Source organism: Streptomyces sp. NPDC048248 (genome assembly GCF_043201875.1).
Lineage (GTDB): Bacteria > Actinomycetota > Actinomycetes > Streptomycetales > Streptomycetaceae > Streptomyces.
In genome coordinates this window covers 449078-461994 of record NZ_JBICZL010000001.1, presented here as the reverse complement: position 1 = coordinate 461994, position 12917 = coordinate 449078, and the positions used below count along the sequence as shown (strand labels likewise).

The 12917-nt window shown below is 68.3% G+C and carries 13 protein-coding genes and 1 riboswitch; of the genes, 4 read left to right on the top strand and 9 right to left on the bottom strand.

From position 1 onward, the window contains the following. Window positions 1-4: 4 nt before the first annotated feature. The 3 genes from ACGFZW_RS02205 to ACGFZW_RS02195 form a co-directional block, all read right to left on the bottom strand. Window positions 5-373 (bottom strand): energy-coupling factor ABC transporter substrate-binding protein, encoded by a 369-nt coding sequence (locus tag ACGFZW_RS02205; protein WP_393891064.1) that lies wholly within the window; start codon window positions 371-373, stop codon window positions 5-7. Next, entirely contained in the window at window positions 370-1080 is a 711-nt protein-coding gene (locus tag ACGFZW_RS02200; RefSeq protein WP_393891063.1) for an energy-coupling factor ABC transporter permease, read from the bottom strand. The genes ACGFZW_RS02205 and ACGFZW_RS02200 overlap by 4 nt, the downstream gene beginning before the upstream one ends. Window positions 1081-1109: 29 nt before the next feature. Then, a riboswitch (cobalamin riboswitch) is annotated at window positions 1110-1317 on the bottom strand. A 291-nt stretch (window positions 1318-1608) separates the two neighbouring features. Further along, window positions 1609-2655 carry an FAD-dependent oxidoreductase gene (locus ACGFZW_RS02195; RefSeq protein WP_393891062.1) on the bottom strand — a complete coding sequence of 349 codons (1047 nt, stop codon included), beginning with the start codon at window positions 2653-2655 and terminating at the stop codon, window positions 1609-1611. Between the two features lie 100 nt (window positions 2656-2755). Between ACGFZW_RS02195 and ACGFZW_RS02190 the strand changes: the two genes are divergently transcribed. Beyond that, complete coding sequence (locus ACGFZW_RS02190; protein WP_393891061.1) at window positions 2756-3361, top strand: TetR/AcrR family transcriptional regulator; 606 nt, start codon at window positions 2756-2758, stop codon at window positions 3359-3361. 142 nt (window positions 3362-3503) lie between these two features. Beyond that, the gene (locus tag ACGFZW_RS02185) at window positions 3504-4010 is read left to right on the top strand and encodes a hypothetical protein (protein WP_393891060.1); all 507 of its coding nucleotides are present in this window, start codon (window positions 3504-3506) and stop codon (window positions 4008-4010) included. A 75-nt stretch (window positions 4011-4085) separates the two neighbouring features. Here the strand turns inward: ACGFZW_RS02185 and ACGFZW_RS02180 are convergent, their stop codons facing one another. Beyond that, a complete protein-coding gene (locus ACGFZW_RS02180; protein ID WP_393891059.1) occupies window positions 4086-4970 on the bottom strand; it encodes a proline iminopeptidase-family hydrolase in 885 nt (294 codons plus the stop codon). Between the two features lie 363 nt (window positions 4971-5333). Between ACGFZW_RS02180 and ACGFZW_RS02175 the strand changes: the two genes are divergently transcribed. After that, window positions 5334-5903, top strand: coding sequence for a hypothetical protein (locus ACGFZW_RS02175; protein WP_393891058.1), 570 nt, complete (start codon window positions 5334-5336; stop codon window positions 5901-5903). A gap of 555 nt (window positions 5904-6458) precedes the next feature. Further along, entirely contained in the window at window positions 6459-7307 is an 849-nt protein-coding gene (locus tag ACGFZW_RS02170) for an MIP/aquaporin family protein (protein ID WP_393891057.1), read from the top strand. 106 nt (window positions 7308-7413) lie between these two features. Here the strand turns inward: ACGFZW_RS02170 and ACGFZW_RS02165 are convergent, their stop codons facing one another. The 5 genes from ACGFZW_RS02165 to hisD all read right to left on the bottom strand — a co-directional run bounded on the left by ACGFZW_RS02165 (window position 7414) and on the right by hisD (window position 12898). Beyond that, window positions 7414-8412 (bottom strand): ester cyclase, encoded by a 999-nt coding sequence (locus ACGFZW_RS02165; protein WP_393891056.1) that lies wholly within the window; start codon window positions 8410-8412, stop codon window positions 7414-7416. A gap of 126 nt (window positions 8413-8538) precedes the next feature. Continuing rightward, window positions 8539-9885: an MFS transporter gene (locus ACGFZW_RS02160; RefSeq protein ID WP_393891055.1), complete on the bottom strand. Its 1347-nt coding sequence runs from the start codon at window positions 9883-9885 to the stop codon at window positions 8539-8541. A 153-nt stretch (window positions 9886-10038) separates the two neighbouring features. Next, complete coding sequence (locus tag ACGFZW_RS02155; RefSeq protein ID WP_393891054.1) at window positions 10039-10821, bottom strand: HpcH/HpaI aldolase/citrate lyase family protein; 783 nt, start codon at window positions 10819-10821, stop codon at window positions 10039-10041. Then, complete coding sequence (locus tag ACGFZW_RS02150) at window positions 10818-11591, bottom strand: SDR family NAD(P)-dependent oxidoreductase (protein ID WP_393891053.1); 774 nt, start codon at window positions 11589-11591, stop codon at window positions 10818-10820. Before ACGFZW_RS02150 ends, ACGFZW_RS02155 begins: the two co-directional genes overlap by 4 nt. After that, window positions 11588-12898: a histidinol dehydrogenase gene (hisD, locus tag ACGFZW_RS02145; protein WP_393891052.1), complete on the bottom strand. Its 1311-nt coding sequence runs from the start codon at window positions 12896-12898 to the stop codon at window positions 11588-11590. The genes ACGFZW_RS02150 and hisD overlap by 4 nt, the downstream gene beginning before the upstream one ends. Window positions 12899-12917 lie beyond the last annotated feature (19 nt).

Below are 12917 nucleotides of genomic sequence, written 5' to 3'. Positions count from 1 at the left end.
GTGGTCAGTCCCCTTGGGCCGCGGATACCCCGGCGCCGCTCTCGGCGCCGTCGGCGTCCTGCTGCGCATGCGCCCGCTGCTCGCCCTGGCGGCGGCCGCGTCGCAGACCGAAATAGAAGGCGAGGACGCCCGCGCCGATCGCCGCCTGGAGGGCGAAAAGCGCCGACTCGATCTCGCCGGACGGCGGCTCGTACAGCGGGGAGAACCAAGGCTTGTAGTCGGGGTCGATCTCGGTGATCGCCGTCTCGGCCTGCGCGTCGGCGCCCGTGAAGGGCTCCTTCTTGTGGTCACCGAGACCGAGGACCAGCGGCAGGACCGCCAGCGCTGCCACGAGCGCCAGCAGCAGGGTGTTGATCTTCGCGTTCCTGCTCATCGGGCCACCGCCTCGGTCTCGGTCTTCTCGGCCTTCGCCCGCTTGCCGGTGAGGAACACGCCGAGCCGGGTCAGCTCGCCCTTGCTGGACTGCACGAGGAGCCGCATGACGAGCACCGTGAGGAGCCCCTCGCTCACCGCGAGCGGGATCTGGGTGACCGCGAAGATGGTGCCGAACTTGCCGAGCGCGCCCAGGAATCCGCTGCCCGGATCCGGGAAGGCGAGCGCCAGCTGCACGCTGGTGACGCAGTAGGTGGAAAGGTCGGCGACGAAGGCTCCGAAGAACACCGCCACCATCAGCGGTACGTCGAAACGGCGCAGCAGCTTGTAGACGGCGTACCCGGCCCAGGGGCCGACGATCGCCATCGAGAAGACGTTGGCGCCGAGCGTGGTCAGGCCGCCGTGCGCGAGCAGAAGGGCCTGGAACAGCAGGGTGATGGTGCCCAGCACCGCCATGATCGGCGGGCGGAACAGGATGGCGCCCAGCCCCGTCCCGGTGGGGTGGGAGCAGCTCCCCGTCACCGAGGGCAGTTTCAGGGCGGACAGAACGAACGTGAAGGCACCGGACGCGCCGAGGAGCAGCGTGCTCTCGGGATGGGCCTTGACCTCACGGGTGAGTGACCGGACTCCGTGGACGACGAACGGCGCCGACGCGACGCCCCAGGCGACCGCGTGCGCCGGAGGCAGAAATCCCTCGGCTATGTGCATGGCTCAGCAGACCCTCTCCAGCACCTCGTGGATGGTTGAAGTGCCTTGGCCGGTCTCCTGGCTGACGGGTACCACCGCCCGGACTCCGCCTTCCCGGATCGCAAGGATCCAGTGGCTGCCCGTGAGGGCCGGAGTCGGACTTCCCGATTCACAGTGGCGAGGGCCGCACCGGCATTACACCGGATTTCCCGTTCACCAAGGCGTGGTGACAGTAGTGCCAGGTCGGGTGCGGTGACAAGTGGAGCCGCCCAGGGCTCACCGCACGCCCTCGCCGCGTGGGGCCGAGCGCGTCTGCGGAGACTGGCTGCCCCTGAGAACAGGTGGGCAGGTTCGGTAGGGATTGCGGGGTCTGTCCCATGGCCATCGTCGATCTGATGTCCAGTAGGACCTCGCGGCCCGGGCGCTCCGTCCGCCCGTCGGGGGGCAAGACCGTACTGCGGCTGACCGGGACAGGGCAAGGCGTCCCGCTGATACCGGAGCCGGCAATCGGGCCGAGTTCTCTGTGCGGTCCGTAGGTCCCATCGCCCGTCAGCTCGGCAGCGTACGGACCAGCGCATCACGCAGGCGGGTGCGCTCGGTGGTCATGAAGCGGTGCAGGGTACGTGAAGCGAAGGCGATCCGCTGAGCGCTGCGCCGGCGCTCCGCGTCGTAGGTGCGCAGGGCGGACGGCAGACCGGCCCTGCCGTGCCCGGCGACGGCGCGGGTGAGGGCCTCCGCGTCGAGGATCGCGGTGCACGCACCCTGGCCCAGGTTGGGTGTCATGGCGTGCGCGGCGTCTCCGACCAGGGCGACCTTTCCGCGGTCGACGAAGGCTGGAAGGGCGGGGAAGAGGTGCCGCATCTCGTAGCGGATCCAGGTGGCCGGGTCGGTCTCGGCGAGTATCCGGGGGATGGGGTCGTGCCAGCCCTCGAACAGTCGGCGCAGTTCCTGGGCGGTGGTGGCCTCGGGGACGGTGGCGTACCAGTTGGTGCGGCCGGGCTCGATGGGTGTCATGCCGAAGAACCGGCCGGTGCCCCAGGTTTCGCCGTGTACGCCGCTTTCGAAGTCGGCCACGCCGATCCAGGCAACGGACCCGACGCGCCGCGGGCCGCTGCGCCGGTCCCCGGGACATGCGGCACGCACGGCACTGTGGATTCCGTCAGCGCCTACCACCAGGTCATTGTCGACCAGCAGCGCGTCGACTTCGCGGACGTTCTCGCCGAGCTTGAGCGGGACGTCCCCGAAGGCGCGCAACTCGGCGAGGAGCGCGTCGATCAAATAGGGCCGGGAAATGAGGAGTTCGGGGCGGCCCGCTTTCCGCTCGATCCGCTCCAGCGGCAGACGCGCCATCACCTTCCCTTGCGGGGTACGGATCCGGGCGCTTCGGTAGGGCACCGCCCGGGCACGGAAAGGCTCACCCACCCCGAGGCGGTCGAGTGCGGCCTGAGCGGTGGGATGGATGCCGAAGGCGGTGCCGTAGCGCTCCAGCTCCTTTCGGCGCTCCAGAATCGTGACCGTCCAGCCGGCCCGGCGCAGCCCGAGTGCGGTCGCCAGTCCGCCCACCCCCGCCCCCACGACAACTGCCGTTCCCGTCATGCCGCCCCCTACGTCGCTTCGGATTCGATCGACCACCACACCTGTGGTACCACGGTTGGGGTAGTGTGGGCAAGGAGTCGAGGAGAGAGGGCCTCTGGCAGTGAATGCGGACCGACGGGACCGCCTGCGGGATGCGGCTATCGGCGTACTGGCCGCCGCGGGCGGGCGAGGACTGACGCATCGTGCGGTCGACGCGGCCGCTGACGTACCGCACGGCACGACCAAGAACTACTTCCCGACCCGGGACGCCCTCCTGCGTGCGGTGGCCGAGCGCTGCCTGGAGCAATACCGCGACACCGCCGCGCAGATGGCCGCCGGTGCGTTGCCCACCGACCGCGAGGGGCTTGTCGCCATGTTCGGGGGGCTTCTCCGGAACGTCGCAGGCCCCGGCCGCCCCCGGCTTCTCGCCTACCTGGAGCTGCAGGCCGAAGCGGCCCGCAAGCCCTGGCTATCGGCCGTACTCGACCCCATCGCGAGCTCCGACTTCGCCGGATTCGAGGCCGCGCAGCGAACCGCCGGCCTGCCCGTCACCCCGCAGCGCGCCGCCGTCGTCACCCTCGCGATGCACGGCGCCATCCCACACCTCCTGGCCGATGGGCCGGACACCCTGGCGGCAGCCGGCCTGGACGACCCCGACCGCTTTGTCCGTGACCTCCTGCAGGCGGTATACCCCGAGGGCGACAAATCGGCCCGTGCAGGGAGCTGATGAAGGAGTCCGGCATTCGCTCACATCGATCCCGAACAGGTCGACGCTCTTTTCGGGCTCGGTCAATGGCGTCTGCTCCGCATGTCAGTTGCCTATGGGCCGGTACGCCGGGCTGAACGCGGGGCTCTGAGAAGATGGCGCAATGTTCGATTTCGGCATTCGGGGCTACCAACCCTCGTGGTTGAACGGCCGTGGTGAGATTGTGGGGGAGCACGGGACCCGCCTGGGTGCCCTTGCCCGCAGGACTCTGACGACAGCCTGGATGGTCTGGGACCTGCAGGACGACGAGTGGTTCAGTGACTGCCCGGTACTGTTCGACTTCGATGGCGAGCAGATCGAGATCAATCATCAGAAGTTTGACGATCTCTCGCTCACATGGAACACGATCGACCCCACCCGACCGGTTCGGTGGCCCGACTTCGATCTGGAGTGGCGTCCCGACCCCCTGCCCGAGTTGCGGGCCCTGCGAGGTCTGTGCCTCACGGGGGTTGAACTGCTCGAATGGGAGACCAGGGACCTGGCTCAGGGAAATGTTGACGTCAGTTTCGTCTTCGAGGCGGGCCGGGCAACGGTGTTCAACGCGCTCGACGAGAACGGACTGAGCTTCGAACCGCCTGGTCCGAATCAGCGGCCCCACGCGCTCCGCTGACACTCGGAATGCAGGTCCACGCCGGCGCGGGTAGGTTCGCACGGGCGGGGGAAATGTGCCGCACCCCGCTATACGTCAGGATGCCCGGGCTTCGGCTTCTTCAAGGAATGTGGCGACGGCGCCGAACCATTGTTCCGGCTCCTCGAGGTGGGGGAGGTGTGAGCACTCGGGCAGGAGGACGAGCTGTGAGTCCAGCAATCCGGCGTCGAGGCTCTGAGAGCATTCCGGGACGAGTTCGCCGTATCGGCCTGTCAGTACCAGGGCCGGCACGGTGATTTCGGCAAGACGGTCTCGCCGATCCCACGTTGCCAGGGAGCCGCTGGGGCTGAGTTCGTCGGGGCCCCACATGTGGGAGTACACGGGGTTCCCATCCATGTTCTCCGCCATCTGGAACATCTCCTGCGGCCAGGATGGGAGGCGGCACACATGGCGTTGGTAGAAGGTGATGAGAGCCGCTTGGTAGGCGGGGTCGTCTCTCCTGCCGGTGCGGTCGGCCTCGTCGAGAGCCGCGCGGGCTTCCGGCGGTAGCTCACTTCGCAGCCGAAGAAGCCCGTCAGTGGCCTGAGGAATGCTCGCGGTCGTATCGGCGAAAACCAGGGACACGACGCCGGAGGGTCGGCCCAGCATGTATTCGATGGCCAGCATGCCGCCCCACGACTGGCCGAGGAGATGTACGCGCTCCAAGCCCAGAGCGTCCCGCACCTGCTGCACTTCGGCCGCGTATCGTGCGGCGGTCCACAACGACGGGTCATCCGGTTTGTCGGACCGGCCGCAGCCGAGTTGATCGTAAAGGATCACTTGCCGACCGCCGTCGGTCAGCCGTGCGAGCGAGCTCAGATACTGACTGCCGGCTGCCGGCCCGCCGTGCAGCGTCAGCAAGGGTACGGCGTCCCCTGATCCATGGACTTCGGCGTAGATGCCGCCGTCCGGCAGCGGCAGGGTGTGGGTCTCCTTGAGCACTCAGCACAGGTACCACACCTCAAATGGTGTCAGTGGGCCGCCTCGCCTGTTCCGAGAGGCAGAAGCGCGATGGGAGAACACCGGGTTCTGTCGATGCACGCCATTCGGGTGCATTCGCGTGTGGAGCGGTATCCGAGCGAACTGACCTCAATCGCTGGACCGGAGTTGGACGCGTAGAGTTCCTGGGGATACGTATGGGGATGGGCGAGGCGTCTTGGTGAATCGGTCATACCAGGGGCGGGCTCGCGCCATCACTGCCCTGGATGTCACGAGAACGGAAATGGGTACAGGTCAGCGGTATGGGTCGGGCAGCACGATGCCGTAGCGTCACGTGGCCCGCGCAGCCGTCGAAAGGAAGACCGAGTGGCCGATCGTGACGCAGGTTCGGGAACGGGCACCCTCTTCTTCGCCTTCGCTCCCTGGATCATCTTCGACGTCGTCGCCGGGCCCAGCACGTGGGGTTACGCGGCTCTTGCCGGCTTGATCGCGGCCGTCGTTCTCACGATGCCTGACCTCCGGCGAGGGCAGGTGAACGTCCTGAACGTGGCGGGTCTTCTCTTCTTCGCCGTCGTATCGGTACTCGCGCTGGTGCTGGATCGCAGCCAGGGAGACTGGCTGGAGGAATACGCCCAGGTGATCTCAAGCGGGTTCATCGCCCTGGTGGCCTTCGTTTCGCTCGCGTTCGACCCCTTCACCGCTCAGTACGCCCGGCAGTCAACACCCGAGCAGGTGTGGGACACACCTCGGTTCAAGAAGGCCAACCGGGTCCTGACACTGGTCTGGGCTTGTGTATTCGCGGTCATCGCCCTCCTCGGGTGGCTCGCGCTGCGTTTCACCTCCGGGGACGACTGGCTGAACTGGGTTATTCCGGTCGCTCTCATCGTCCTCGCGGTCAGGTTCACCCGGAATTACGCTGCGCGTAAACGTGGCTGAGGCGCTCGGCCCAGCCGGTCAAGGGGTTGAGCGGCGCGATCCCAGGCCCTACCCGCGTGAGAGTGCCCTGACGGCCGCATAGCCGCAGAAGCTGAAGGCGGTGACGACCTCCGGCGACATCATGCCGCTGCTCATTCCATGCAGATGGCCCCATCCCGTCGGCGCATCGCACCGGAAGCACCCCCACACGGCAAAAAACCCACGCCCGTCCGAAGACGGAGCCCGCTTCGCGCACCGGTGAGCGACCGCCCGAGGGCGCGTCAGGTGGATATGGAAGGCAGGACCGTGCGGTAAATCCGGCATGTCCCGGTGAACGGATCAGGCCTGATTCTGCACACTCTCTCTTGACTCCCGACAGAAATCCCTCCGCATGCGGGCGGAATTGCCGCATGCCATTCAGCGCCTCAGACGGAGCAACCGCATCACCCCGTCGGAGTGATTACGCCCTGTCAGCCGGACTCCGGGTGGCGTGGGGCCCGTGGTCCCATGATGATCAGGCCAAAGCCCCGACGCCGGCACACTGCGCCCCGAATTGCCGAGGAGACGCCGATAATCATGAGCGAACCGGTTGGCAAGCCACAGTTGTTCCGCGAACTCTCCGCGGAATTCGTGGGCACGATGGTCCTCATTCTGTTCGGGTGCGGCGTCGTGGCCCAGGTGGTGGCCGGAGGTGCCCTCACCGATCCGAAGGGTGGACTGGGAGACCACGACAGCATCGCCTGGGCCTGGGGCCTGGGCGTCACTCTCGGCGTGTACGTCGCGGCCCGTCTCAGCGGCGCCCACCTCAATCCGGCCGTGACGCTGGCCCTGGCCAGCTTCAAAGGGTTCCCGTGGGCCAAGGTCGTGCCCTACGCCCTCGCCCAGACAGCCGGCGCCTTCGTCGCCGCACTGCTGGTGCGCTGGAACTACACCGAGGTCTTGGCGAGGGCCGACCCGACGCACACCATCAAGACGCAGTTCGTCTTCTCCACACTGCCGGGGAACGGTTCGACCACGGCCGGAATCCACGAATGGGGCGCCTTCCGGGATCAGGTGATCGGCACCGCCTTGCTGGTGCTTCTCATCTTCGCGGTCACCGACCTGCTGAACACGCCGCCAGGCGCCAACCTGGCTCCGTTCATCATCGGTCTGATCGTGGTCGCCATCGGCATGGCCTGGGGCACCGACGCCGGTTACGCGATCAACCCGGCACGCGACTTCGGCCCCAGACTTGCCAGCTTCATCACCGGCTACGGAGGAGCCTGGCGAGATCAATGGGGCAACCTGTATTTCTGGGTACCCATCGTCGGACCATTGGTCGGTGGCGTCCTGGGGGCCGGGATCTACAAGTTCTTCATCGGCAACTTCCTGCCCACAGCCGAGCCCGAGCCTCCGGGCCGGGTCCCGGCACCGGACGAGTCCTGAGCCGCACCCTCCTGAGGGCAAGCGTGAGAGTGGGCCCGCCTCTTCGTCCGAAGAGGCGGGCCCACTCACGCTTGATGTCCGGCCGCGCCGGGCGGGCCGGGACGGATCAGTAGATGTTGGCTTCCACCGAGGGGCCGTCACCTCGGGTGCTGTTGATCTGGGCTCGCAAGGAGATCTCGTCGTAGATGCGGTACTCCTTCACGATCCGGCCGTCCTGGATCAGGAACTGCGAGACGCCCAGCATGGTGACGGGCCTGTCGGTCAGCCGGCCGAAGTCGGGGCTGCCGCGGTAGGAACCGTGCATGGTCCACAGGACGGCTACCCGCAGCCCGCCGTAGCGGGGGGAGTGGTTGGTCTGTACGTCCCGTACCTCGAAGCGCGCGTCGGGGAACGCGCCGACCATGGCCAGCAGGTCGCTCTGGTAGCGCTCGGGCCGGATGACGGTCCGGTCGCCGATCGTGTGCAGGAAGAGGTCGCGCACCATGAAGTCGTTGACCTTCTGCAGTCGGCGCTGCGTCCAGACCTCGTCGATGAACTCCAGGACCATCTCGCACTCGGGGCGGAATTCGTCCGGGCGCGGTCCGCTGACGCCGACCTTGAGCACGTCCTTGGGCGGCTCCTCCGTCATCGACCCGCTGTAGCCCTGGAAGCGCAGGGCGCGGGCGGCCTCGTCGGGGTCGACGCCGCGCTGCAGACAGTCCGCGAGTTCGTCGCGGACCACCCATTCCTCGACCATGCGGCCGCGACGGTAGAGGCAGTTGGCGACCGTCCGCTTGCGGATGCGGATGTTCCTGCCGTCCACGAGGTGCTCGTCGGCGGAGAAGATCAGATGGGAGCTGAGGAAGGCGTCGTCGCCGCGGGCCTCCCACACCACGTCCTCGGCCTGCCCGATGTGCTGGGGCGTGCTGCCCATCCTCATGGTGCTGCCCTCGATGACACCGTCGCGGCCGACGACGGTGCCCAGGCTGGTGTGGACGATCGAGTCCGGCTCGTAGTTGTCCACGATGTACGACACATCGCGGCCGACCCAGATGCGGTCGGTCACCTCACGGATGAAGTCGTCCGGGTCCTTGTAGGGGAGGTATGCGACGGGGTCCAGCGGCATGAGATCTTCCTTTCCGGAACGGAGGGTGCACGAGTTCATGTATGCGTATGCATGGATCTTGGGTGAGAGCGGTCGCCCTGGTGGGGATCTACGGGGTCGGCGCGGCTCCTTCCGGCGGGGCTGTGCTCACCGGGCGAACTTGTCCGCGCCGAGTTGGCTCCGGAACGTCTCCGTCATGAAGGCGCTCACCACCACCAGAGCCAGGAGCGCGGCTGCCGCGAGGTAGACCCACACGGCGTAGATCGTGTCGAAGCTGCTGACCAGCAGCGCGGCGACGAACGGGGTGATGCCCATGAAGATGGAGAACGAGCTGTTGTAGGCGATGGCGCTGGCGCTGAACCGGGTGCGCGTGGCGAAGAGTTCCGCCGTGCACACCGTGACGATGCCGGTGAGGAAGAACTCCGGGATGATGTAGATCAGTTGGCTCGCGATGGCCGTGCCGAAGGTGGCTTCCTCGCCGACCCGGAAGGCCAGCGGGACCAGGACGATGCAGGCGACAGCCCCCATGATCAGCATCGGTTTGCGTCCGATCCGGTCCGAGAGGATGCCGGCCACGGGCAGCAGCGGGATGAGGACCGCGACCGAGATCGCGTTGGAGGTCAGGGCCATCCAGCGTGGCAGGCCCAGGGTGCCGGTCAGGTACTCGGGATAGAAGGTGACCCAGCTGTAGGAGAGGATCGCCAGCATCACCGAGACGCCGCAGAAGGCGAGTATCGGCCGCCACTGCGTACGCAGCGCATCGCGGATCGGAGCCTTGACCACCTGGGTGCCGTCCTTCGTCGCGCGGACGAATTCCGGGGTCTCTTCGATGCGCCTGCGCAGCCATATCCCGACCCCGCTCAGCGGAAGCGCGAGCAGGAAGGGAATCCGCCAGCCCCAGGAGTCCAGTGCCGGGCCTTCGAACAACCAGCTGGTCAGCGCGGCGGTGCCGGCCCCGGCCAGGATGCCCAGGAAGCAGCTGTTCGAGGCGTACGAGGCGTAGTAGGCGCGCCGCCGGGGCTCGGCCCACTCCACGATGAAGGCCACCGCGCCCACGTACTCGCCGCCGGAGACCATGCCCTGGACGACGCGCAGCAACAGGAGGCAAAGTGGTGCGAAAATCCCGATCTGCTGGTAGGTCGGCAGCACACCTATCATGGCGGTGGTCACGCCCATGAACACGATCGTCCACAGGAGCGTCTTCTTGCGGCCCACCCGGTCTCCCCACCGGCCCACCAGGGTTCCGCCCGCGGGGCGGAACAGGCAGGCGATGGCGATGATCGCGTAGGTGCTCAGTACTGCGGCTGCCGGGTCGCTGTCGGGGAAGAAGGCGGGGGCGAGCACCGGGGCCATGAAGCCGTAGAGTCCGTAGTCGAACTGCTCCACGAAGTTTCCGATGCTTCCCGCGCCGATGGCTCGGCGTATCGCCTTCCGCTTCTCCCGGTCGACTTCCTCTGTGTCGACAGCGGCGGTGGGCGGCGCTGCAGCGGACATGGTTTCTCCGTTCGCGCGATGAGCAATGCATACGTATGAACTTGCGCCGAACACTAAGGAGCAGTGCGGGGGGCGTCAAGAGGTGGGTCGAAGCCACTCGGGGCGGTGGCCGGCACCCGGTCGCGAGAGGCGCCGGGCGCCGGCGGGGTGCGGTCAGCGGCGGCGGTTCACCTCGGCCGACCGTGGCGGGACGAGGGACCGGAAGGTGTCCATCAGGACGTGCGCCATGTTGTGGAGCACCAGCTGGGCGCCCGCCTGCTCGGCTGCCCTCGCTCCTTCGGCGTCGGAAACGATCGTCATGACCGACCGGCCCGCCTCACGGGCGGCCCGGTGCGCCGTGGCGGTGAGTCCGTCGATGACGTCCTGCCCGGGGAAGGCGCAGTCCACCGCCAGGTCGGCCGGGCCGACCAGCACCGCGTCCACGCCTTCTGTGGAGGCGATCTCTTCGGCGGCGGCGCAGGCGCGTGCCGTCTCGATCATCGCCACGACGAGGGTCTCCTCCGCGGCGGTCAGATGATCCGTCGCGGAGACCGACCCGAAGCGGCCCGCTCTGCTGTAGGTGGCGAATCCCCGCCGCCCCAGTGGTGGGTACCGGGTCGCCGCCACCGCGCACCGGGCGTCCCGGGCGCTGTCGACGTGCGGATGGATGAGACCCGCCGCTCCCAGGTCCAGGCAGCGCAGGGCGAGTGCCGGCTCGGATTCGCCGACGCGGACCAGGACGTCGATCCCCTGTGCCGCGGCCGCGGTCAGATGGTGCTGGAGCGCGGTCATGTCGGCGGGGCCGTGCTCACAGTCGATGACCACGTAGTCGAGGCCGGCGACGCCCGCCATCTCCACCAACGTCTCCGAGGGGAGCCGGAGCAGCGCGCCGTGCAGACGTTCCCCGGCGGCCAGCCGTTGTTTGAGTGAGCGGTGCCCCGCTCTCGCCGCCGTCATCGCGCCACCATCCCCGCCGACAGGTCGATGTCGGCCCCGCACAGCCCCGGCATCCGGAGCATCGCGCTCACGGCGGCGCCGACCTCCGCCTCGCTGACCATGCGGCCGAGTGCGGACCGTGAGACGAAGGCCGCCTCCGCCGCCGCGTAGCTGCTGCCCGTCCGCTCGGCCTCCAGGCGGAAGTTCCGTTCCATCCGAGGCCCCGAGACCGGCCCGGGGGACAGGGAGTTCACCGTGACGCCCGAGGGTCCCACCTCGCCCGCCAGCGTCGTGGTCAGGCCGATGACGGCCATCTTGGACGCGCAGTAGGGCGTGCGCCGCAGCAGGGGACGCTTTCCCGACACCGAGGCGATGTTGATCACGTCCCCCGCACCTCGCTCCGTCATGGCGGGCAGGAAGGCGCGGCACATGAGGAACACCCCACGGACGTTGACGTCGAAGACCTCGTCCCAGTCGTCCGTCGATATCTCGGTCAGAGGGGCCACCGGCCCCGCTATCCCGGCGTTGTTGACCAGGATCGAGATATCCTCGCCGGCGAGACTCCCGGCGAGTGCCTCGACATCGGAGGGCCGGGAGACGTCGCAGACCCGGTAGGTCACGTCGGGGCCCAGGAGCGAGGCCGTCTCCTTGAGGGAGCCCTCGCCACGACCGGTGATCACCACCCGCGCGCCGTCGGCCAGGAGGCAACGCGTGATGGCCCTGCCGAGCCCGCTGCCGCCCCCGCTGACCAGTGCCGTGCGCCCGGCCAGCGGGCCCGTGCCGGCCGTCACGAGGCTTCCTCATCGTTCCACGGCAGCGTGCCGTTGCCGTACTTCGCGGCCCGTACGTCACCGGAGCGTGCGTGACCCTCGAACAGCTCGACACGCGAGGCGCGTCCGCACACCTCGCCGAGAAGGGCCGACGAAGCGGTGTCCGTCACCTCCTGGTACGTCACGGTCTTGAGGTACTTCCCGACCCACAGCCCACCGGTGTAGCGCGCGGCGCCGCGGGTGGGCAGGACGTGGTTGGTGCCGATCACCTTGTCGCCGTAGGAGACGCAGGTGCCTTCGCCGAGGAAGAGCGCGCCGTAGTCACGCATCCGCTCCAGTGCCTGGCGGGGGTTTTCGGTGAGGACCTCGACGTGCTCGCTGGCGTAGGAGTCGGCGACCTCGAAGGCCTCGTCGAGGGAGTCGGCCACCACGATCTCCCCGTGGTCCCGCCAGGCCGGCTCGGCGAAGTCCCTGGTCGGCATGCCCGGCAGCAGCCGCTCGATGTGCCGCTGGACCGTGCGGCCCAGCTCTTCCGAGGTGGTGACCAGGACAGCGGGGGAGTCCGGGCCGTGTTCGGCCTGCGAGAGCAGATCCACCGCGACCACGAACGGATCCGCCTGCTCATCGGCGATCACCAGGATCTCGGTGGGGCCGGCGAACAGGTCGATGCCGACCTCGCCGAAAAGCTGGCGCTTGGCCTCGGCGACGTAGGCATTGCCCGGCCCCGCGATCAGCGGCACCCGGCCGATGGTCTCGGTGCCGATGGCGAGCGCGGCGACGGCCTGGACGCCGCCGAGCAGGTAGATCTCCTCGGCGCCGGCCTCGTGCATCGCCGCCACGGTGGCGGCGGGTATCTCGCCCCGGATGGGCGGGGTGCAGGCGGCGACCCGGGGCACGCCCGCCACCTTCGCGGTCACGATCGTCATGTGCGCCGACGCGGTCAGCGGGTAGCGGCCGCCCGGTACGTAGGCGCCGGCCCCGGCAACCGGCACGTGCCGGTGCCCCAGACGCACCCCGGGCAGCGTCTCGATCTCGATGTCGTGCAGGGAGTGGCGCTGCGCCTGGGCGAACGTACGCACCTGCCGCTGAACGAAGCGGATGTCGTCGATCACCGTCTCCGGCACCCCGGAGACGATCTTCTTGATCTGGTCGGGGCCGAGACGGAAGGAGTCGGGACTCCAGTTGTCGAACTTCTCGGAGTACTGGCGGACCGCTTCGTCACCCCGTTCGCGGATGTCTTCGAGGATGGCGTGGACGCGTTCGGCGACGTCCGCGCGGCCGGCGCGGACCTGACCGGCCGGCACGGGGGACTTCAGGAAACGAGGCATGGATGGCTCTCTTCGGGTC

What these genes read in the sequence shown, in the direction of transcription:
- ACGFZW_RS02170 (WP_393891057.1), top strand. Translation starts at nt 6,459, where the DNA reads ATGAGCGAACCGGTTGGCAAGCCACAGTTGTTCCGCGAACTCTCCGCG.
- ACGFZW_RS02205 (WP_393891064.1), bottom strand. Translation starts at nt 373, where the DNA reads ATGAGCAGGAACGCGAAGATCAACACCCTGCTGCTGGCGCTCGTGGCA.
- hisD (WP_393891052.1), bottom strand. Translation starts at nt 12,898, where the DNA reads ATGCCTCGTTTCCTGAAGTCCCCCGTGCCGGCCGGTCAGGTCCGCGCC.
- ACGFZW_RS02200 (WP_393891063.1), bottom strand. Translation starts at nt 1,080, where the DNA reads ATGCACATAGCCGAGGGATTTCTGCCTCCGGCGCACGCGGTCGCCTGG.
- ACGFZW_RS02155 (WP_393891054.1), bottom strand. Translation starts at nt 10,821, where the DNA reads ATGACGGCGGCGAGAGCGGGGCACCGCTCACTCAAACAACGGCTGGCC.
- ACGFZW_RS02165 (WP_393891056.1), bottom strand. Translation starts at nt 8,412, where the DNA reads ATGCCGCTGGACCCCGTCGCATACCTCCCCTACAAGGACCCGGACGAC.
- ACGFZW_RS02195 (WP_393891062.1), bottom strand. Translation starts at nt 2,655, where the DNA reads ATGACGGGAACGGCAGTTGTCGTGGGGGCGGGGGTGGGCGGACTGGCG.
- ACGFZW_RS02160 (WP_393891055.1), bottom strand. Translation starts at nt 9,885, where the DNA reads ATGTCCGCTGCAGCGCCGCCCACCGCCGCTGTCGACACAGAGGAAGTC.
- ACGFZW_RS02185 (WP_393891060.1), top strand. Translation starts at nt 3,504, where the DNA reads ATGTTCGATTTCGGCATTCGGGGCTACCAACCCTCGTGGTTGAACGGC.